The following is a 20476-nucleotide window of genomic DNA, read 5'->3' as shown; positions in this document are numbered from 1 at the left end:
GGGGCGGGCACCGCGTGTCAATAGCGTAGCTGTGGTGCCTCTCGGTATCGCGCGACGTTGCCGTGGGAGGATGGAATGTTTGTTCGTCTCACATATGCGAAAGGCTCTCCGTGAAGAAGCCCCTTAAGGTCACCCTCATCAGCCTCGGCACCGTCGTCGCCCTCATCGGCGGCACGCTCGCGACGACATCAATCGTCAACGCCGTGCAGGGCCCGAAGGAGCTCGCGAACCTCGCCCCATACGGAGAGCTCGTTGACGTTGAGGGCAAGCAGATGAACGTGGCGGTCTTTGGGTCGGGAGAGCAGACGATTGTTCTCACGCCGGGGGCGGGGACGGCGTCGCCCGTCGCCGACTTCGCGCCCGTCATTGAGGGCCTCATGGATGAGTACCGGGTCATCGCGGTCGAGCCGTTCGGCTATGGTCTCAGCGATCAGGCCGATACGCCGAGAACGACTGAGAACATTGTCCGTGAGATCCACGCCGCAGTGAGCAGCGTCGGTGCGGAGGAGTACATCCTCATGGGGCATTCCATTACCGGTATTTATGGGCTGAGTTACGCCAACACCTACCCTGACGAGGTTACGGCCTTCGTGGGAATCGACACCTCGCTTCCCGAGCAGCCTGGCATGGACGAGGTTCCCGGGATTATCAAGGCCGGCCCGACGCTGCGTGCGCTCGGTCTGCTTCGCGTGGTGAACGCTGTGGTGGGGGACCCCCTTGAGGGCAACCCGGCGTACTCTGACGAGGATCGCGAGCGCCTGCGTGTGCTTTCGATGCGGAACACGTTGGCCCCGACGTATGTCGACGAGGTGAACCATCTCGGCGAGAACTTCTCCGCTGCCGCGGGAACAACCTTCCCGAAGGAACTCCCGCTGCTGCTCATGTATCAGGCAAAGAACCCTGACTTCCCGACGTGGAATGCGATGCACGAGGCGCAGGCCGCGACGGTCGACTACGCGGTGACGCGTGAGATCGATGCGGACCACTACCTGCACCACACGAAGAGCGATGAGGTAGTCGCCGCGACGAAGGAATTCTTGGCAGAGTTGCCCGCGACCGCCTGAGCTTAGGTGAGGCGCTCTACAATGAGCGTCACGTCCGTTGGCGTCGCCGCGGTCTGGAAATCGGACGCGCTGACGAAGCGAACGGTGTCGCCCGCCGCGGCGTCGACGTAGCTCGTCGCGGAGTAGGAGCCCCCCTGCACGACCGTGCGCATTGAGAGCACGAGGGCGATGTTCACGTCAAGCATGCTGCGCTCTACTGCAGAGCCGGCGATTGGTGTCGCCGTCCCGATGGCGGCCTCGTCGACGTTGTGGAAGAGCCCGTACACCCATTTCGAGTCTCTGCTCACAGATATCGTTGTGGTCACGCTTGAGTCTGGGGCGGCAACGTAGGTCAGTCGGTACGTGCCCGATTCCGGGAGCGTGACCGTGCTGCCGTCGTTCGAGGCGGCTGGGGTGGGGCTTGAGACCTCATCAGTGAACTGCACTGCTGCGGTGCCCTGCGCGAGGAGCGGGCGGGCGGTGAACACCGAATAGCTGACGACTGCAGACGCGCCAGCCGGGCCTGCTGGGCCCTTGGGCCCAGTGTCGCCCTTGGCGCCGGCGACGCCGGTGTCTCCCTTGGGGCCGGTGTCGCCCTTTGCTCCATCGGCTCCGGCGTCGCCCTTGTTGCCCTTCTCGCCTTTGGCTCCCGCGGACCCGGCTGGCCCCTCGGGGCCGACGGGGCCGATTGCGCCAGCGATGCCCCGCACTCCGATGGGGCCGATAGGGCCAACGGGGCCCATGAGGCCGGGGGCCCCTGGCACGCCCTGCGTCCCCTCGGCACCGGTGTCACCCTTGGTGCCTGACGACCCCGAGGGGCCTGCAGGGCCGCGCTCGCCGGTCACTCCCGGCGTGCCCTGTTCGCCCTGCTTGCCGGTGACGCCGGGGCTGCCTTGCTCACCCGCGCTTCCTGGCGCACCCCGCTCGCCCGGCTGGCCAGGTGTTCCAACTGCCGCCGGCTCATCTGCTGGGCGCTGCGATGTGGCGCCCGTGATCGCCGAGGTCGCGACGGTGCCGCCGACCCCGCCTGCGAGCCCGAGGGCGAGTGCGAGTGTGAGGACGGTTGCGGTGCTCAGCGCGGGGGCGCCGTCAGGACGAGGCATCATTGTCTCCGAGTAAGAAATCGATAGGTGCAACATCGACTATTCGTCGACAACGCGTAGTTTAGGTCTGATTATAGTTATCGACGGGCTGTGTCGCACCCGCCGGAGAGCGGCGGATTGTGTACCGTTAATCCATGGAAGAACCGAGCGCCCCGCGCCACATCGCCGACAGAGAAGTCGCGGAGTTCTCGAGCGCCGACCTGCACCGTGAAGGCACTCGCAGCCGAGACGCCATGGCGATGGACGCCGTGGTGCACGCCTTCGGCCCCGTATTCGTCATCGAGGCCTCCGGGGGCCCGACTGAGATCGAGCGGCGCCCACTTTTGCCTGGCATGCCCACGATCGATTTCGTGTTCGTTGAGCGCGGCACCTTCACGTACCTCGAAGACGGGGTGTGGCACGAGTCAGACTTCCCGCTGCTCATCGCGCCGAGCGGCCTCCCGCTTCGCGTCCGCTTCCTCACCCCGTGGAAGTTCCTCGTCGTACGCGTGAACCGGGAGGCGCTCGTGCCCTTCCTGCCGCGACTCCCGGACGGCTCCACCGTGTATCCGGAGCTCACGCTCCCTGAGCGGGCGATGCGCGGCTATGTTGCCGAGCTTGCGACGGCCCAAGCGAATGTCGCAGCCGGGGACGCTGCGACGGTGTCTCGGGTCGCCATTGAGATGTCAGGGGCTCTGCTGCGCCGACGGTTCCCTATGTTCGTGCAGCAGCAGCCAAAGGGGACGCACGACGTGTGGGGAGACGCGATCGGGGTCATCGCACGCGAATGCCGAGACCACACCTTCGATACGGCTGCGCTCGCCGCCGCTGTCGGCTGCTCGGTCAGGCAGCTACAGCTTGCGTTTTCCCGGCACGCGACGAGCGTTGCCGCGGAGCTGCGCCGAGAGCGCTGCCGGATCGCGCGCTCGCTCCTGCAGAACCCCGAGCACGACGATCTGCTTCCTGCCGAGGTGGCTGCGCGGGCCGGGTTCGGGTCAACCTCGACGATGTACCGGGCCCTCCTCGCCCTGTACGGGGTCACGCAGCAGGAGCTGCGGCGCAGGGGAGCTGCGGCGTAGCAGGAGCGCGGCGGACTGCGCAGTCGCTACGCTTGGCGTGTGACCGGCGACCCAACCCACATCTCCACCGCCCCCAAGCGGATCCGGGGGTTCCTACTGACGAGCGTGCGGCACGCGAGCCGCAGCATTCGTGCGTGGGACGTTGAGACGCACCGCGAGGACGAGCTCATCTGGTCGACCGCCGGTGTCGCGCGCGTGCGAGCCGGTGACTCGCTCTGGACGGTTCCGGCGCAGCGCGCCGTGTGGGTGCCTGGCGGTGTGGCGCACACGATCGAGACCTCAGCCGACTCGCTCTTCTACTCCACCTTTCTCGAGCCAGGGATCGCAGCTCAGCTGCCGCGGCACGCGATGATTGTCGAGCTCATTCCCGCGGTGCGTGAGCTGCTGTTGCTCAACGCTGAGGCGGAGATGCCGACCGAGACGCGACTGCGGCTCCAGCGTCTCGTCATCGAGCTGCTTCGCCCTGCGCCTGGTGCGCAGGTGGATCTGCGCATGCCGGAGGCGCCGACGGTGCGCTTCGTAGCAGAGCGGATCCTCGCCGCACCGGCGGACGCAGGCACGACCGTGGACTGGGCGGACAGGATCGGGATGCCTGCGCGTGAGCTCTCCCGGGTGTTCGTCGAGGAAACTGGGCTGTCACTCACGCAGTGGCGGATTCGAGCGCGGGTGCGCGCATCGCTTGTGCCGCTCGCCTCCGGGCAGACGGTGGCCGCGACGGCGCGGATGCTCGGATACGCGAATCCGAGCACATTCATTGAGCAGTTCAAGGGTGTCGTGGGAAGTACCCCGGCGGCCTATTTTCAGGGCCCAGAGCACTAGCCCACACAAAAACCAGCATAAGTTGGCAACATAACGGTATTTGACTTCGGTAATGTTGGAGCAAGTAAGGCAGACCTTACTAACATCGCATCTTTCCCCGAAGGACTTCCTGTGCAGCTCTCCTCGTTCCCCTCTCAGCCAGTGCGCCGCAGTGCGCCCCGCACCGGAACCGAGGGCTGAGCACATGGCAATTCCCTGCGCACCCGCCATGGTCGTTGGCACCCGGCGGCTCACACCGCACATGATCCGCATCAGTTTCGAGGCCGTAGGGGACTGGCGGTGGCACGTCGACGGGCGAGGGGACGAGCGCATCGATATCGCGATCCCCAGGCCTGGAGCTACCCAAGCCGAACTCGATGTGTTCAACCTGCCGGAGTATGGCCGCGGGTGGGTTGGCGAGGAGCCGCCGTGGCGGCACTACACCGTGCGCGCTGTTCACGACGGCGGCAGGCGCATCGACATCGACTTCGTTGTGCACGAGGGCGGCATTGCGTCGAGCTGGGCCGAGCGAGCTGAGCCCGGCCACGTCATCGGCGTCTTCGGCGCAGACGACCGTCACACCTCCTCCTACTACGGCGCGCCAGCAGATGCCGGCTTCCAGCTGCTCGTCGCCGACGCGACCGGCCTGCCCGGCCTCGGCAGGATCCTCGAGGGGCTCCAGGCAGGATCGCGCGCCGTGGCGATCATCGAGGTGCCAGACGAAGCCGACATTCAAGAACTGCAATCGCCAGCCGACGTCAGCTACGTGTGGCGCACCGGAACGGGCAATGGCAACGCGCCGAGCGTGCTCGCAGCCGAGGTCGAGAAGATCACCGCTCCAGACGAGCCATGGTACGCGTGGGTGGCGTGCGAAGCCGCAACCAGCCGGGCGATCCGCCGCGACCTGCGCACGAGGCTCGGCCTGGCCCGCGACAGGCATCACGCTATCGGGTACTGGACGCACAACCAGTCAGGCGACCGCCCGGCAGACGTTGGGGAATAGTGAGCACAGCCCGCGACGCGGCCGCTGGCCCTGGCACGCCCCGCGTGCCCAACCTGCTCAAGCTCGCGCTCACCGGTGGTCGCCGCGGCCGCCAACTCGCGTTGGCAACGGCCGGGTTTATGCTGCACCAGGCATGCGAGGCGGCCGTTCCGATCCTCATCGGTGTCGTCATCGACCGCGCGATCGCGCCACACGACCTCGGCGGCTTGATGCTCTGGCTTGGCGTACTCGGGGCAGTGTTCCTCGTGCTCTCCCTGAGCTACCAGCGCTCAGCGCTGGCGATGGTGAGCGTCTACGGGTACGGGGAGCATGACCTCAGGCTGCTCGCGGGCAAGCGCGTACTCCACCCCCGCGGGGTACGGGCGAACAGACACGCGGGTGAGGTGCTCTCGATCGCCACGAGCGACACCGGCCGTGTCGCCGGGATCTCGTGGAGCATCGCGCAGCAGGCGGCGACCCTCGCGGCCATACTCGCAGCGACCATTGCGCTGCTCGTCATTTCCGTGCCGCTCGGCGCAGGCGTCGCAGTCGGCGCTGTGCTCGTGCTCGTGGTCATGCAGTGGCTCGCACGCCCCATCGAGCGTGCAGGGTCCATCGAGCAGGGCGCCGTCGCGCGCGCAAGTGAGGTCGCGACCGACGCGCTCGGCGGTCTCCGCGTGCTCCACGGGCTCGGAGCCCAGGCCGAGATGGTGCGGCGATACCGCGTCGCGAGCTCCGCGTCACGCGACGCGGGCATCGCCTCCGCGCGCCTTCTTGTCACCTACCAGTCGGTGAGCACCATGGTCTCCGTTGTCTACCTCGCAGCGCTGGCGCTCGCTGCCGGCTGGCTCGCGGTGCGCGGCGACATCACCCCTGGGCAGCTCGTCACCGTCGTCGGCCTCGCGCAGTTTCTGCAGGGATCGCTCGCACACGTCGGCACGTTCGGCGCGAACTGGGCGCACAAGCGCGCCTCAGCGGTGCGACTGCGGGAGCTGCTTGAGGAGGACTACGACCTCGCGGCCGGAAGCGGCCCCGCCGCAGGCACTCCCAGCGCGATCCAGGGAATGAGCTCAGCCGAGGCGCTCCTCGAATGGGATGCGCCGAGCGGCGACACCCTCACCGTCAGCGCCGGTGACGGCCTCGTTGGGGTGCGCGTGCGCACCGCCGCCGAGGCGCGGACGGCCGCAGCAACACTCGGATTCCGGCGAGACCCGGCGCCAGGGGAGTTGCGCATTGGGGGCGCGTGCGCCTGCGACCTTGGCCCCGAATGCGTCGCCAGGCGGATCGTTGCCCCACCGCACGACGCGGCACTGTTCACCGGGACCCTCCGCACCAATGTCTCGCGCGACGGCTGCCTGCGCGACCGACCGCTCGCGGCAGCAGCGCTCGGCGACGTCGTTGCGCACCTCGGCGACGCCGATGTTGAGATCGGGGCGGGCGGCAGACGCCTCTCGGGCGGGCAACGGCAGCGCGTGCTCCTTGCCAGGGCGCTGCACAGCCCCGGGGACGTCGTCGTGCTCGACGAACCAACGAGCGCACTCGACCCGGTCACCGAGCAGCGCGTCGCCGAAGCACTCGGAAAGCTTGGCAGGCCAGTCGTCGTCGTCACGGCAAGCCCAGCGCTGCTCGCAGCGTGTGAACGAGTCATCGACGGGCGCTGCCCCGAGCCAGTACGCACGTGCTGTGCCAGCGGCGGCGGGGCGTGCTGCCCGCTCGGGGGTGCGCAGTGAACGACCTGCTCCCCACCTCAACCACGCGCGAGGCCGCCAGCCTCGGCATGCGCCTACTCTGGCGCCAGCGGGGGCTGCTCGTCGCGACGGTTGCGCTCCTCCTCCTCGGAACCGCAACGATGCTCCTCATCCCACCGCTGCTCGGGGCTATCATCGACGCCGTCATTGCGGGCGAGCCGTTCGTCAACATCCTCTGGCTCGGCGCAGCCATCGCTGCTGCCGGCGTCACAGCGGCCGCGCTCGAGGGGGCAGGCGGCATCCTCCTCGTCCGGTGCTTGCAGCGCGCCCTTGCCGCACTCCGCGAAGACGTGTTCGAGGCGGCCCTCGCGCTCCCACTGCGGCGCGTCGAGGCCGCAGGCGATGCTGACGTCATCTCGCGGGTGACCAACGACGTCGAGTCGGTGACCGAAGCCATCTCGGGCGTGATCCCGATGTGCGCTCGCGCCCTGTTCACGATCGTGCTCACCCTCATCGGCATGGCGGTGCTCGACCCCTGGCTCGCACTTGCCGCCCTCATCGCCGTGCCTATCCAGGTACTCACCACCCGCGTCTTTCTCCGACGGTCTCGCCCGCTGTACGCCCGGCTCCGCGTCGAAGAGGCAGAGCGCGGGAGGGCACTCGTCGAGGCTGTTGCCGGCGCCGATACCGTTCGCGCGTACGGCACCGCCGACGAGCACCTTGACGCGATCGCCACGGCGAGCGAAATAGCGGTGCGCACGCAGCGGGAAGCGGGCAAGGCCCGCAACATCTTCAGCGCCGGACTCAACGGGGCGGAGTTCGTCGGGCTCGCCGCGGTGCTCGCTGTCGGATTCATTCGCGTTGCAACCGCAGGGCTTTCGGTTGGCGCCGTCACCGCAGGGGCGCTGTACTTCCACCGCCTGTTCAACCCGATCGGTGAACTACTCGGCAGTATGGACGACCTCCAGCGCGCGCTCTCCGGGCTGCAGCGACTCACCGGAGTCGTGCTCTCGACCGGGGCAGCCACAACACCCGACACCTCCACCGAGATCGCCGACGGTGCCGTGGATGTGCTCGGCGTGCGCTACCGCTACGGTGCAAGCGCCACACGTGACGCGCTCCGTGGCGTCGACCTCGTTATCCCGTCAGGGGCGACCGTCGCCCTCATCGGCAGCTCAGGCTCAGGCAAGAGCACGCTCGCGCGCCTCATTGCGGGGTTCGACGAGCCGCTCGCCGGTGAGGTGCGCATCGGCGGCGTCGCAGCTCACCTGGCTCGATCCGCTGGCCGCCCAGCCGCACTGCTCGTCGCCCAAGAGACACACCTGTTCGCAGGGACCGTCGCCGAAAACGCACGCATCGCCGCCCCCGCAGCGAGCGACGACGAAGTCACGGCAGCGCTCTCCGCTGTCGGGTTCAACCTCGCTGAGGTGCCAGGGGGTCTCAACGCGACCCTGTCGGCCTCGGTCAGCCACCGCGAGGCGCAACAACTCGCCCTCGCGCGCGTGCTGCTCGCCGACCCGCCAGTGGTCGTACTCGACGAAGCAGGCTCGCAGGCAGGCGCGGACCCAACGCTCGCCGCCGCGATGCGGCGGGCAAGCGAGGGGCGCACCGCGATCATCATCGCGCACCACCTTGACCAGGTGCGCGGCGCCGACACCATCGTCGTGCTCGAAGACGGGCGCATCACCGAAAGCGGGGCACCAGACGAACTCCTCGCGCAGCCAGAGGGCGCGTTCGCGAAGCTCTGGCAGCTGTCGCGGGGACCGTTGGGCTAGCTGCTCCCTGGCGTGTCGATTCGGGGCGGTGAGGGCTGGTCTTGGGGCCCTCACAGCGTTACCCTGAGTGTGCACGTGTGGGTGAAATAACTCCCGGCTGTGTTTGTTCGTGAGGAGGCGCGTGGCGCTGCGGAGGCGACATGGGCGCCCGGGCACCGACAGTCTCGTTCCCGACGGGCGGCAACTGCGCAGCCAGATGGAGGCCTGCGATGAACTCCAAGAAGCCGCTGTTTGGCTGCCTCGCCGCGGCGGCTGCGGTCGCGTTGCTTGCGTCGTGCGCGAGCGGCGCGGCAGACTCAGAGGCCGAGCGCGCGTTGCGGGTCGCTGTCGCAACAGACGCATCATCGCTCGACCCAATCCGCGGCAATTCCGGTGGCGACCACGTCTTGCTCTTTCCGATCTATGACACGCTCATCTCATACACCACTGATCTCGAGGCTGCGCCTGGTCTCGCGGCCGAGTGGGAGCTCGTCACGCCGACCGAGCTCACCCTCACGCTCCGCGAAGGCGTCACCTTTCACGATGGCACGCCACTGAACGCCGCCGCGGTGAAGTACAACATCGACCGGGCGCAGGGGGAAGGCTCGAATATCCTCTCTGACGTTGCCTCCGTAGACGAGGTCCGTGTCGACGATGAGCTCACCGCGACGCTTGTGCTCGCGGAGCCCGACGCTGGCCTGCTCATGGCGCTGTCTGACCGTGCCGGAATGATGGTGTCTCCCACGGCAGCTGAGGCGGCCGGGGGAGATCTCAGCACAGCGCCGGTTGGCGCGGGCGGCTGGCAGTTCGGCGAGTGGCGGCGCGGTGAATCGCTGCGTGTGGAACGCTTCGACGAATACTGGGATGCCGCGAGCGTGCGTGCGCCGGCACTCACATTCAGCATGCTCCCCGAACCGAAGACGCGTGTTGGTTCATTGCGTGGCGGGCAGCAGGACATCGTGATCGATGTTGCTCCGTCAGACGCAGGGGCGCTCGAAACGGAGAGCGACGTGAAGCTCTTTCGGGCACCCCGCGTGAACAACAACATGATCTTCATCAACACCGGGTCCGCGGAGCTCGGGGATCCACTCGTCCGCCGAGCGCTGTCGATCGCCATCGACCGCGAGGCGCTCCTCGAGAGCGGCTTCTTCGGGTACGGGCGCGTGGGGCACAGCGTGTTTCCCGAGGGCTACTGGGCTGCGCCCCCTGCCTCAGTTGAATACGACTACGACCCAGATGAGGCGCGACGGCTGCTGGCTGAGGCCGGAGCGCAGGCGCTGATCTTCGACCTCACGATCGTCGCAGACGCACAAACAACCCGCATTGCCGAGATCCTCAAAGACCAGTGGGCGGAGGTCGGTGTCACCGTGAACCTCCTCCCGCGTGAGGTTGTTCAGCAGGCGCAGGAGTTCTTCGTCGACAAGGAGTATCCGGCGATGTTCTCGCAGTGGACTGGGCGACCGGACCCGGCAATGACCTACGGCCTTGCATTCACCGCCGAAGGCTTCTTCAATCCCTCTGGTCTTGAAGCGCCAGGACTCGCCGAAGCGCTCGCAGCGCAGAACGAGTACCTGGAGAGCGCCGATCGCAAGCCTGGCCTTGACCGTGCCGCCGAGGCCGTGTTTGCCTTTACCCCCTCATTCCCGCTCGTCTTCGTAGACTCGCTCGTCGGGCTCGGGGAGGGCGTTGAGGGCTTCGAACTGAGCCTGCTTGGGAAGGCGAAGTTCGGTGGCGTGACCGTCAGGTGAGCGGCCCTCGCGCAGCCGGGCGCGGCGCTCTAGCTGCCAGCAGGCAGTCTCGACACGTGGTGGGTCGGGGTTCTCGCGGCCCAGGGGATGGCGACCTCAAGCTCAGCCGCGAGACTGAGTAGCAGCCCGTCGCCGCCCTGAGCGGCGGTGAGTTGCACCCCGACCGGGAGGGTGCCGGCGGAGCCCACCGGCACACTGATCGCAGGCTGTCCCGTGACGTTTGCCAGCGCGACGAACGGGGAGAGCGCAAGGCCCTCCCTGAACCATTGCTCAGGCGAATACTCGGGATCGTCCTGATCCATGGCGCCAACAGGCCAAGCCGGCCGGGCGACCGTCGGGGTGAGCTGCACGTCGTATCCCTCGAAGTAGGCGCCCGCGCGCCGCGTGAGCACGTTCTGGGCGGTGCGTGCAACAGCCACGTCATGCCAGCTGAGCGCGCGGCCGCGCTCAGCGAAGCGCGCGGTGACTTGCTGCAGTAGCGCGTCCGCGCGCGCCTGAGGGCGACCCGCCGCGAACGCTGCAACGACCTCAGATATCGTCGCCGCCCAAAACGTGGTGACCATGGCGGAAAACTCGTCAACATCGAACGCGAGACTCTCCTCGACGACGTGATGCCCTTGGTTCTCAAGGGCTGCCGCTGTCGCCTCGACGGCCTGGACGCATGCGGGGTCGACCGGCCCGCCAAACGGGGAGGCCGTCGAGAACGCGATGCGCAGGGGTCTCGCTGCCTTCGGTCGTCCCGATGAGGCGGGATCCTCACCCATGGGGAACTCGATTCGGTCGCCGGTCGCCGTTCCAGCAACGGCGGCGTACAGGCGGGTCGCGTCACGAACGGTCCTGGTGACCGCAAACTCAGTGCTCGTGCCGAACAGCGGATCATCTCCGCCCGGTCCGGGAGGGATGCGGCCGCGGGTTGGCTTGAGGCCAACCAGTCCGCACAGCGACGCGGGAATCCGAATCGACCCTGCCGCGTCGTTCGCGTGGGCGAAGGGGAGCGCGCCCGACGCGACGAGCGCAGCAGATCCACCGCTCGAGCCACCGGGGGAGCGGCTGAGGTCCCAGGGGTTGTGCGTCGCGCCGTTGGCGCGTGACTCGGTGCAGAGCGACAAGCCAAACTCGGGGGTTGCCGTGCGGGCGAGCACGGCCAGCCCGGCGCCCCGCCACCGGGACATGAGATCCGTGTCGAATGCCGGGGTGAAGCCCCGACACAGCTCGCTTCCGCTCTCCTGCGGAACGCCCGCCGCATGGCAGACGAGATCCTTTATTGCGAACGGGACACCGGCGAATGGCCCGTCGGTTGCTGCGCCTACCGGATGGTCGAGCAGCGGCCCCACGACGGCGTTGAGTGCCGGGTTAACGAGTTCAATAGCGCTACGAGCGGCTGCTTGCACCTCGGCGGCGGATACATCCCCGCCGCTGATCAGCCCTGCGAGGGCCGTTGCGTCAAATGCTGCATACTCCGAGGCCTTCATTGCTTCTCCACTCGGTTGGTGCTTCGACTAGGGCAGGGTTGGGGGCGAGGCTGTGGCGCTGGCAGCGGCGGGGGAGTGCGAATCGGTCGCAGCCTCTGCTCTGGGGCGTGGCTCGAAAGCGAGGGTGTCGTCACTCACGGGATCACCTGACAGGATCTCTAGCGTCTCGCCCCACGTCTGCGGGTACACCCACGGCGCGTTTCCCTGTCGCGGCAGCAAGTGGACTCCGCGCCGGATGTACCCCGAGGTCATGTCGGCGAGGAACGGACGTGTTGGGGCGCTCAGATCCTGCTCTCGGAGCACCGGTGTGAAACGCTCCGCGCCAACGTCGCCCATCCGGCTGAGGATGCGCATCCAATATTCGTTGACGAGTTCGAGTCGCAACGTCCATGAGGAGTTGAGAAACCCAAAGGCCGCAACGAGGTTTGGCACGCCCGAAAATGCCATGCCCTTGTAGGTCAGCGTCTGATTGAAGTCGACCAATTCGCCGTCGACCACGAACGCGGCGTCTCCCACCACGTTGAGTGTGAGCCCCGTCGCTTTCACAATGATTTCAGCTGCGACGAAACTGCCGTCCCGCATGCGCACCCCGTCTGGGGTGACGCGTTCGATCTCGCCCGTTGCAACGCTCGCGCCACCCTCGCGAATCGCGTGGAAGATGTCACCGTTTGGGGCGAGGCAGACGCGCTGATCCCATGGCGCATACGCGGGGGTGAAGTGGGCCTTGCGGACTGCTTCGCCGACGATCTCTTCGATGGGGCGGAAGAGCTCGGCTGCGAACTCCTCCGGGTGCTTGCGCGCGCTCGCGAAGCGATCCTGTTGCTGGGTGAGGTTTCGCAAGCGCACCCGTGTGAAGGCTTCGCTCGCGCCGACCGTTGCCCTGAGCTCGTTCGCCTCTTCGTCCTCATCAGGCGACACGTGGATATAGCCGGGGGAGCGCTGGATCATTGTCACGTGCGACGCGACGGTCGCAAGGCTCGGAACGAGCGTGATCGCTGTCGCGCCGGAGCCGATCACGGCCACACGCTTGCCGGTCACGTCGAGATCTGCCGGCCACTCTTGCGGGTGGATAACCTCCCCGCGGAACGCGTCCTCACCGGGAAGGGGCGGGTTGTAGCCGCCGCGGTAGCTAAAGTACCCGGTGCCGAGGTAGAGCTGCGAGGCAGTGAGTGTCGTTTCGCCGTCAGCGCGCGAGAACGTGAGCGTCCAGCGATTGGTGGTGCTGTCCCACGATGCGTGCGTGAGCCTGTGACCGAATCTGATGAGCGGCCCGAGTGAAAACTCGTCCACCGTTTCTTGCAGGTAGCCGAGAATGGCATCGCCAGACGCGATCGCCTGTGGTTGAACCCACGGCTTGAAGCTGTAGCCGAGCGTGTACATGTCGCTGTCGGAACGGATGCCGGGGAAGCGAAACAGGTCCCATGTCCCCCCGAGGCCGTCGCGCATCTCGAGGATTGCTACCGCCAGATCTGGGCGAGTGCGACGCACCTCGACTGCGGCGGCGATACCCGAGATCCCAGCGCCGATGATGGCGACATCGAGGTGTTCAACTGCCTGGGACTGATCCATCTCTAGCTCCTCGGTGATGACGTGCGCTGCGGCTCCGGCGGGGCGAGACCGGCGGGGCGTATCGCGACGTTGCGTGCGGACCTGTCGCGGGCACAGCGTTGTTGTGTGCGCACCCCACCTGCGTCCGGGCTGTGGATCACGATACGGTGCTTTTTCGCGAGCGGCAAGATTTTTCTGACGACTATCGGGAAGTTGAGTAGCGCCTGTTGCTGTTGCACTGGTGGACTACGCAGGCGGGGTGGGGTGGTGGGCCACGAGGGGTGGATGATTGCCCAGGTGGCGTGGGCCGCGAATGATGCTTGCGCTTGCGAGAATCGCGTGTTTAAATTTCCGACGAAACGCTGAACATATTTGACACGTGATGAATAGTGTCTGGTCCCCGCGCGCTCACCGACGGAAACGGGGCCGCTGCCCGGCAGGGCTGCCGCGCAGCACACGACCTCCCCGTTTCGGTGACCGGGGCCCCTCGGCTCCCTCCATCGCATGCTCCAACGAAGGGATAACGGTGTGACAGTCCTCGCGTTGCGTTGCCCCTGCGTCGCTTGCATGCGTGACCGCGCCATCCATGAAGCGGCGTCTGTGCGCTGACCCCGGCAATCACCGGGGAGCGCTGGTTCGCTGCGGCTGAAAGGAGAGAACAGATGATGTCTCGGAAAACTCTGGCCGTTGCGGCTGCGCTCGCCGCCACAGCGCTACTGCTCAGTGCGTGCGACAGTGGCGGCGGGGACGGAAGCGCGGAAGGCGACGCGGACAGGCCCTTGCGGATCGCTGCCGCAACGGACGCATCCTCGCTCGACCCGATCCGCGGGAATTCGGCTGCTGACCAGCAGTTGCTGTTTCCGATCTACGACACCCTGGTCTCGTACAACTCCGACCTCATCCCAGAGCCCGGCCTCGTTGAGAGCTGGGAGCTGCCCTCACCGACTGAGCTGCAGCTCAACCTGCGCGAAGGCGTCACGTTTCATGACGGAACGGACTTCGACGCCGAGGCCGTGAAGTACAACATCGAGCGTGGACAGGCCGAGGATTCGCTCGTTGCGCCGGAGCTGGCTGCCATTGACGAGGTGCGAATTGACGACGAGCTCACAGCAACCCTCGTGCTGTCGCGCCCTGACGCATCGCTGCTCATGAGTCTCGCCGATCGCGCGGGAATGATGGTCTCCCCGACCGCGGCTGAGGAGGCAGGCGGGGATCTGAGTACTGACCCGGTGGGCGCGGGCGGCTGGGCGTTTAGTGAGTGGCGCCGCGGCGAGATCCTCAGGGTCGAACGCTTCGAAGAGTACTGGGATGAGAGCGCCGTCAGGGCTTCGGAGATATCCTTCTCGATCCTCACCGAGCCGCAGACCAGAGCGAATTCCCTTATCGGTGGCCAGCAAGACATCGCGCTTGACATCGCGACACCACACGCCGACCTCGTGCGTGAGGCCGACGCGGTGTCCCTGTTCGAATCGGTCCGGCTGGTCAGCAACGTGGTCTTTCTGAATCCCGCATCGGATGCGGTGAGTGATCCGCGCGTGCGCCGCGCCCTCGCCCTGTCTGTCGACCGGGAGGCACTGCTCGAAAGCGGGTTCTTTGGGTTTGGTGAGCCTGCGCGGGGAATCTACCCTGACGTGTACTGGGCTGGCCCGCCAGAATCAGTTGGCTACGGCCTGGACCGCGATGAGGCACGGAGATTGCTTACGGAAGCGGGCGCTGAAGGGCTGACGTTTGACCTCGTCGCCATTGCGAACGCCCAAACCACGCGCATCGCTGAAATCCTCAAAGAACAGTGGGCAGAGGTGGGGGTGAGCGTCGAGATCATCCCCCGTGAGGTTGTGCAGATGAACCAGGAGTTCTTCGTCGAGGGGGTGCATCCGGCTGCCCTGACTCAGTTCATTCCGCACCCTGACCCGGCGATGACGTACGCCCTAGCGTTCGGATCAGCAGGCTTCTTCAACCCGGCAAAGATCGCCGCGCCTGGCCTTGAAGAGGCCCTGGCTGAGCAGAATCAGTTCAGCGAGATCGATGACCGTAAGGATGGGCTCGATCGCGCGGCCGAGGCGCTCTACGACTTCACGCCGGTAGTGCCCATCACCGCGAGTGTTGCTCTGGTGGGACTCAGTGACGAGGTGAGCGGGTTCGAGCTGAGCCTGCTTGGCAAGCCCAAGTTTGTCGGGGTCACGCTGTAGCGATCCCGAGAGAAAGGAAGTTGAACGTGGCGTTGCTAGAGGTTTCAGACCTGGAAGTCCGTTTCGGTCAGCAGGGCGAGCAGGTCCAGGCGCTAAACGATGTCAGCTTTTCCATCGAGCTCGGAGAGATAGTCGGCCTTGTGGGCGAGAGCGGGAGCGGGAAAACCGTCACCTCTCTCGCGCTCATGGGGCTCCTCGACCCTCGTGACTCCCAGGTGTCGGGTACGGTGACGCTCGACGGGGTCGCCGTGCTCGACGGGAGCGGGCGGCGCAAACGCAACGCCGAGTTGCCCATCGCAATGATCTTCCAGGAGCCAATGACGGCGCTCGATCCTGTGTTCACGGTCGGCAGTCAGCTCGTAGAGACGCTGCGGCTGCGGCAACACCTGAGCCGGCGCGCTGCCGAGGCTGCGGCCCGCGAACTCCTGGACGCCGTTGGTATCCCCGACCCAAAGGCTCGAATGCGGGCATATCCGCACGAACTCTCTGGTGGCATGCGTCAGCGCGTAGTCATTGCGATCGCGTTGGCGTGTGCCCCGAAGCTGCTCATCGCCGACGAACCGACGACCGCCGTCGACGTCACCATTCAAGCGCAGCTGCTCGAACTCATCCGCGGATTGGCGGTGGATCGAGGAATGGGGGTGCTCTTCGTGACACATGACCTCGGGGTTGTTGCTGAAACCTGCGACCGGATGATCACGATGTACGCTGGCCGCATCGTCGAGAGCGGCCCGGTACGGGAGGTGCTTGACGGTCCGGCTCACCCCTACACCGCGGGGTTGCTCGCCGCGCTTCCCTCGCTGGAAAGGCGGGGCGAGCCGCTGGTCACCATCCCCGGAAGGGTGCCGTCACCCAGCGAACACTCGGCCGGGTGCATGTTCGCGGCGCGTTGCGCATTTCGCGAGGACATCTGCGATGCTCCGCTCGCGCTCGCCCCGTATTCCAGTTCTCGGGTGGTTCGCTGCGCTCGAGCTGCCGACATCGAGCTCGCGGGAGCTGCCTCGTGAGTACCGTGCCACTGCTCTCGCTTGAGTCGCTCTCCGTTCGCTTTCCGATAAGCCTCCGCAAACGCGTGACCGCCGTCGACAACGTGAGCTTGCACCTGTACGAGGGCGAGACGCTCGGCCTGATAGGCGAGAGCGGGTCGGGAAAATCTACGGTCGCGCGAGCGGCGGTCGGGCTCGCGCCGGTGAGCAGCGGGCAAGTGAAGTGGCGTGGACAAGACGTCGCGACGTTCCGCGGGCGGGAAAAACGGGCATTCACTGAGGCAATCCAGATGGTGTTCCAAGACCCGCATAACGCGCTCGACCCGCGAAGGACGATCCTTCGCAGTGTCCGTGAGCCACTCGACGTCATGAGTCGCGGCAAGGCAAAGGAACGTGAGGAGCTCGCGGTAAAAGCGCTCGACGACGTGGGGCTCGGGTCGCAGTTCTTTGGCCGCTACCCCCATCAAATGAGTGGGGGTCAAAAGCAGCGCGCGAATATTGCACGTGCCCTCGTGACAAACCCGCAGGTGCTCATTTGCGATGAGTCTGTCGCGGCGCTCGATGTTGCGCTGCAGGCCGAAATTCTCAACCTGTTGAGTGCCTTGAAGCAGGAGTACGAGCTCACGCTGCTGTTTATCAGCCACGATCTCAGCGTCGTGAGCCATGTCGCGGACCGGATGTGCGTGATGTACCTGGGCAATATCGTCGAGGAGGCCCCGACCGAGACGCTGATGGATCAGAGCATGCATCCGTACAGTGAGGCCCTGCTATCCGCCCAGCCGATGGTGCAGGGCGACTCTGCCGCACGCCGGATTGTGCTCAGCGGTGACATCCCAAGCCCGCTCAACCCGCCGCCTGGCTGTCGCTTCAGCAGCAGGTGCAGCTATGCGACCGATGCGTGCACGAAAGCGCCGCCAGAGCTGCGTGCAGTGGGTGAGCACCACCGCTCAGCCTGCTTCCGAGTTGAGGACCTCTACGGCCCGGCGGCAGCGGCAGGAAGCTGGCGGGGGGACCGATGAAGATTCTCCGCGTCGTCGGAAGCAGCGTGCTTGCCGCCGTCCCAACACTGATCCTCGCGACGCTGATCGTGTTCCTGCTGCAGCGGCTCATCCCTGGCGATCCTGCCATCGCTATCGCTGGCGAGTATGCCACTCCAGAGAACCTTGCGAGAATCAGGGCAGATTTGAACCTCGACCAGCCATGGTACTCGCAGTATCTCTCGTGGATCGGCGGAGCGCTCACTGGGGATATGGGCACCACGTTCCAGTCCGGCGAACCCATCGCCCAGCTCATCGCGCAGCGGCTCCCTCTCACCGGGCTGCTCGCGTTCTTCGCGCTCATGTTTGCGATCCTCATCGGACTTCCAGCGGGAGTATTCGCAGCGCAAAGGGTTGACACGACCTTTGACCGCCTCCTCACGACATCCGCCACCTTCGGTATCGCGATTCCGAGTTTCTGGCTCGGCATGATGCTGATATCACTCTTCGCGCTAACGCTGAAGTGGCTGCCAGGCCCGGGAGGAGCGAGCCTTGCAGACAATCCCTCACAAGCGCTCCAGGGCCTCGTGCTGCCATCGATCGCGCTCGGACTCGTTGGCGCCGCTGAGATCGCGCGCCAGGTACGGAGCGCCATGATTGAGAGCCTGTCGAGTGACTACATTCGCACCCACCAGGCGAAAGGCCTACCGCAGCGCACGATTGTGTGGAAGCACGCTCTCCGCAACGCGAGCCTCCCGTTTGCCACGATCATCGGCATTCAGGTGTCGCGGCTCATCAGCGGAGCAGTCGTCATTGAGGCGGTCTTCGGGTTGTCCGGCATTGGCTCGCTCGCTGTCTCCGCAACGAATCAGCGCGAGTACGGGGTGATCCAGGCGGTGGTCTTCGTCGCCGCCATGATCATCCTCATCACCAACGTGCTCGTCGAAGTCTCGTATCGTCTCCTGGACCCAAGGATCAAATCATGACCGCAGTGCTCACGCTCCCAGGCAAGCGCTCGCCGATGACCTCGCGACGTAAGCCCGGCCGTCTCGTGATCTGGGTGAGCTGGGTGATCGTTGGGCTCGTTGTCATTGCGGTTGCATTCGCGGAACTCCTCGCACCCGCCGACCCCAACGCGCAGGACCTTGGAGCGCTCCTCCTCCCAGTAAGTGCGGAGCACCTGCTCGGCACTGACGACCTCGGTAGAGATATCTTCAGCCGCATGCTCTTCGGTACCAGGGTTTCCGTGATCGCCGCTGCGCAGGCCGTGGCCATCGCCGTCACCGTTGGTCTACCGCTTGGCGTCGCTGCTGGCTGGCTCGGCGGATGGTTCGACCTTGTGACGGTGCGTGTGGTCGACGCGGTGATGTCGTTTCCCGCGATTGTGCTCGCAATTGGCATCACAGCGACACTCGGGCCGAACATTACGACTGCGATGACCGCGGTTGGCGTGGTCCTTGCCCCGGTGATCATCAGGCTCGCGCGAGCCCAAACGATGTCGATCCGGTCGGAGACCTATATCGAGGCGGCGAGGTCCTTTGGGGCCAAAGGCCTGCGGCGCATGATCTTGCCGCACGTGCTGCCGAACATCATTCAGCCGGTCCTCGTTCAGGTCGCGGTGCTCATGGGGTTCGCGCTCATCGCGGAGGCAAGTCTGAGCTTCCTTGCCCTCGGAGTGCAGCCGCCAACCGCGTCTTGGGGCGCTGTGCTCTCCCGCGCCTACCTGTTCATTGACCAGGCTCCACTGCAAGTGTTTGTGCCTGGCCTCGCCATCGCAGCTACGGTGTTCGCCTTCAACGTGCTGAGTGACGAGATTCAGCGCTTACTTGATCCCAAGCGGCGATGATGGGCCGGAGCCTCGTGCGATGGCGCAGCTCAGGCGAGACCGGCAAGGTGCGAGGGCGGTCCGGCGAGGTCGGCAGCGAGGGGCTCGTGCCTGGAGACGCTAGCGGCGGCCCACCCGCATCGCTAGGCTCTGGGAATGGCTACCCCTAGCGATCCGACCGCACGTGCCGCACGCGGTGAGGCGTTGCTCGCGGGGCCTCGTGGGCGCCGCATGCTGCTTGAGCTCGCCATTGCGCTCGACGCGAGGGGAGAAGGTGCAGCGCGCGACAAGAGCCTCCGCCAGGCGGTGCACCACGCCGCGTGGCACCTCGACCCAGCCCTGAGCCCGGTGCCGCTCACCACGACAATCGGTTCTTCGGGCGGTGGGGGCCGAGCGGCCGTTCCCCGCGTCAGCCTGCCTCGCGTAGCGAAACTGTTGCGACGCGTGCAGATCGGCGAACTCGGCGAGGAACTGCTGCGCACGGCGCTCGGGGATGCGGCCCGCTACGCGGTGCACTGGGATGCTCCCTTCGCCGAGGAGGCGCTCGCGGCGACGCCAGCGGCGGCCGCGGAGCTGCGCAGATTCGCCGATGCGGTCACGTCGTCCGGGCTCATCGATCAGTGGTGCGCGCCGCTCGATGACCGGGCACAGTGGGCGGTCCAGTGGCAGGACGAGCCGTTTCCCAAGCCGCTCGACGCCTCGCGTTCGGCTCTGACTGCGGCGATGAGGCTGCTCGCGGCGGACGAGGCGCGCGAGCGCCCCTGTCGCCCGGCCGACCCCGCTGATGCATCGCTGAGCGAATGGGCGTCGAAGCCGCCAAGCGTCGTGCCCGCGTCGACCCGTGCGGCGGCGGACGGCGCGCCGCTGAAGCTATACGCGTACGAGGACGGCTTCAAGCTGGGGGAGGCGCGAGTGCAGCGCCTCGACATACCAGAGGGCCTCCACGTCTACGAGATCGACTCGGCCGAGGCCTGGGCTGAGCTCTGCCGCACATACCCGCTTGACGTGACCGAAAGCGTCAGGCGCAACTGGGCGATGACGACCGGGCGCGACGGTGCCTGGGTGATCCCAGACTGGGCAGCGGTCGCCGAGCGGTTCGACGGCGTGCACCTGCAGATCGGTGCGTACCTCTCGGTGGCAGGAGCCGTGATCGACCTCGACGACGAGCGGGCATCGATGATCGCTGGTTGGGACGCCGACGAGACCTACTGGCTGAGCGATCGGGTTCGCTACGTCGGCGACCCCGTGCGGTGGGAGCTAGATCCCGCGCTGTGGGCCCCGGCGTGGCGGGTCGCGAAGTAGCGG

16 protein-coding genes are annotated in these 20476 nt (G+C 66.4%); 13 read left to right on the top strand and 3 right to left on the bottom strand.

The genetic code is table 11. The features are described 5' to 3' along the window. Positions 1-110: 110 nt before the first annotated feature. The gene (locus SD72_RS04515) at positions 111-1064 is read left to right on the top strand and encodes an alpha/beta fold hydrolase (protein ID WP_042543250.1); all 954 of its coding nucleotides are present in this window, start codon (positions 111-113) and stop codon (positions 1062-1064) included. A 2-nt stretch (positions 1065-1066) separates the two neighbouring features. Here SD72_RS04515 and SD72_RS16825 read toward each other — a convergent pair whose 3' ends face one another. Then, positions 1067-2149, bottom strand: a complete 1083-nt coding sequence (locus SD72_RS16825) for a collagen-like protein (protein WP_052492472.1) — start codon at positions 2147-2149, stop codon at positions 1067-1069. 131 nt (positions 2150-2280) lie between these two features. Here SD72_RS16825 and SD72_RS04505 point away from each other — a divergent pair, with 131 nt between their 5' ends. The 6 genes from SD72_RS04505 (at position 2281) to SD72_RS04480 (ending at position 10174) form a co-directional block, all read left to right on the top strand. Further along, complete coding sequence (locus SD72_RS04505) at positions 2281-3204, top strand: helix-turn-helix domain-containing protein (RefSeq protein WP_042543249.1); 924 nt, start codon at positions 2281-2283, stop codon at positions 3202-3204. Positions 3205-3243: 39 nt separating this feature from the next. Beyond that, a complete protein-coding gene (locus SD72_RS04500) occupies positions 3244-4023 on the top strand; it encodes a helix-turn-helix domain-containing protein (RefSeq protein WP_052492471.1) in 780 nt (259 codons plus the stop codon). Between the two features lie 184 nt (positions 4024-4207). Further along, on the top strand, positions 4208-5005 hold the full coding sequence (locus SD72_RS04495; protein ID WP_042543248.1) for a siderophore-interacting protein: 798 nt from the start codon (positions 4208-4210) through the stop codon (positions 5003-5005). Beyond that, positions 5005-6714 (top strand): ABC transporter ATP-binding protein, encoded by a 1710-nt coding sequence (locus SD72_RS04490; RefSeq protein WP_198141862.1) that lies wholly within the window; start codon positions 5005-5007, stop codon positions 6712-6714. The genes SD72_RS04495 and SD72_RS04490 overlap by 1 nt, the downstream gene beginning before the upstream one ends. Further along, positions 6711-8447, top strand: coding sequence for an ABC transporter ATP-binding protein (locus SD72_RS04485; protein ID WP_157000454.1), 1737 nt, complete (start codon positions 6711-6713; stop codon positions 8445-8447). Before SD72_RS04490 ends, SD72_RS04485 begins: the two co-directional genes overlap by 4 nt. 209 nt (positions 8448-8656) lie before the next feature. Next, positions 8657-10174, top strand: coding sequence for an ABC transporter substrate-binding protein (locus SD72_RS04480; RefSeq protein WP_042543247.1), 1518 nt, complete (start codon positions 8657-8659; stop codon positions 10172-10174). 29 nt (positions 10175-10203) lie between these two features. Here SD72_RS04480 and SD72_RS04475 read toward each other — a convergent pair whose 3' ends face one another. Further along, on the bottom strand, positions 10204-11646 hold the full coding sequence (locus SD72_RS04475) for an amidase (protein ID WP_042543246.1): 1443 nt from the start codon (positions 11644-11646) through the stop codon (positions 10204-10206). A 27-nt stretch (positions 11647-11673) separates the two neighbouring features. Further along, positions 11674-13215: a flavin-containing monooxygenase gene (locus SD72_RS04470; RefSeq protein WP_042543245.1), complete on the bottom strand. Its 1542-nt coding sequence runs from the start codon at positions 13213-13215 to the stop codon at positions 11674-11676. Positions 13216-13856: 641 nt separating this feature from the next. Here SD72_RS04470 and SD72_RS04465 point away from each other — a divergent pair. The 6 genes from SD72_RS04465 (at position 13857) to SD72_RS04440 (ending at position 20473) form a co-directional block, all read left to right on the top strand. Further along, the gene (locus tag SD72_RS04465; RefSeq protein WP_042543244.1) at positions 13857-15383 is read left to right on the top strand and encodes an ABC transporter substrate-binding protein; all 1527 of its coding nucleotides are present in this window, start codon (positions 13857-13859) and stop codon (positions 15381-15383) included. 26 nt (positions 15384-15409) lie between these two features. Beyond that, positions 15410-16390 (top strand): ABC transporter ATP-binding protein, encoded by a 981-nt coding sequence (locus SD72_RS04460; protein WP_198141860.1) that lies wholly within the window; start codon positions 15410-15412, stop codon positions 16388-16390. Continuing rightward, positions 16387-17388, top strand: a complete 1002-nt coding sequence (locus SD72_RS04455; protein ID WP_052492468.1) for an ABC transporter ATP-binding protein — start codon at positions 16387-16389, stop codon at positions 17386-17388. Before SD72_RS04460 ends, SD72_RS04455 begins: the two co-directional genes overlap by 4 nt. Next, entirely contained in the window at positions 17385-18332 is a 948-nt protein-coding gene (locus SD72_RS04450; protein WP_042543242.1) for an ABC transporter permease, read from the top strand. Before SD72_RS04455 ends, SD72_RS04450 begins: the two co-directional genes overlap by 4 nt. After that, on the top strand, positions 18329-19192 hold the full coding sequence (locus tag SD72_RS04445) for an ABC transporter permease (protein WP_052492467.1): 864 nt from the start codon (positions 18329-18331) through the stop codon (positions 19190-19192). The genes SD72_RS04450 and SD72_RS04445 overlap by 4 nt, the downstream gene beginning before the upstream one ends. A gap of 135 nt (positions 19193-19327) precedes the next feature. Beyond that, the gene (locus SD72_RS04440) at positions 19328-20473 is read left to right on the top strand and encodes a hypothetical protein (protein ID WP_042543241.1); all 1146 of its coding nucleotides are present in this window, start codon (positions 19328-19330) and stop codon (positions 20471-20473) included. Positions 20474-20476: the final 3 nt, after the last annotated feature.

The sequence above is a fragment of the Leucobacter komagatae genome (assembly GCF_000834055.1).
GTDB lineage: Bacteria > Actinomycetota > Actinomycetes > Actinomycetales > Microbacteriaceae > Leucobacter > Leucobacter komagatae_A.
The sequence above is the reverse complement of the archived record's forward strand: the minus strand, read 5'-3'. Positions and strand labels throughout refer to the sequence as shown.

What these genes read in the sequence shown, in the direction of transcription:
- SD72_RS16825 (WP_052492472.1), bottom strand. Translation starts at nt 2,149, where the DNA reads ATGATGCCTCGTCCTGACGGCGCCCCCGCGCTGAGCACCGCAACCGTC.
- SD72_RS04505 (WP_042543249.1), top strand. Translation starts at nt 2,281, where the DNA reads ATGGAAGAACCGAGCGCCCCGCGCCACATCGCCGACAGAGAAGTCGCG.
- SD72_RS04495 (WP_042543248.1), top strand. Translation starts at nt 4,208, where the DNA reads ATGGCAATTCCCTGCGCACCCGCCATGGTCGTTGGCACCCGGCGGCTC.
- SD72_RS04480 (WP_042543247.1), top strand. Translation starts at nt 8,657, where the DNA reads ATGAACTCCAAGAAGCCGCTGTTTGGCTGCCTCGCCGCGGCGGCTGCG.
- SD72_RS04475 (WP_042543246.1), bottom strand. Translation starts at nt 11,646, where the DNA reads ATGAAGGCCTCGGAGTATGCAGCATTTGACGCAACGGCCCTCGCAGGG.
- SD72_RS04470 (WP_042543245.1), bottom strand. Translation starts at nt 13,215, where the DNA reads ATGGATCAGTCCCAGGCAGTTGAACACCTCGATGTCGCCATCATCGGC.
- SD72_RS04465 (WP_042543244.1), top strand. Translation starts at nt 13,857, where the DNA reads ATGATGTCTCGGAAAACTCTGGCCGTTGCGGCTGCGCTCGCCGCCACA.
- SD72_RS04450 (WP_042543242.1), top strand. Translation starts at nt 17,385, where the DNA reads ATGAAGATTCTCCGCGTCGTCGGAAGCAGCGTGCTTGCCGCCGTCCCA.
- SD72_RS04445 (WP_052492467.1), top strand. Translation starts at nt 18,329, where the DNA reads ATGACCGCAGTGCTCACGCTCCCAGGCAAGCGCTCGCCGATGACCTCG.
- SD72_RS04440 (WP_042543241.1), top strand. Translation starts at nt 19,328, where the DNA reads ATGGCTACCCCTAGCGATCCGACCGCACGTGCCGCACGCGGTGAGGCG.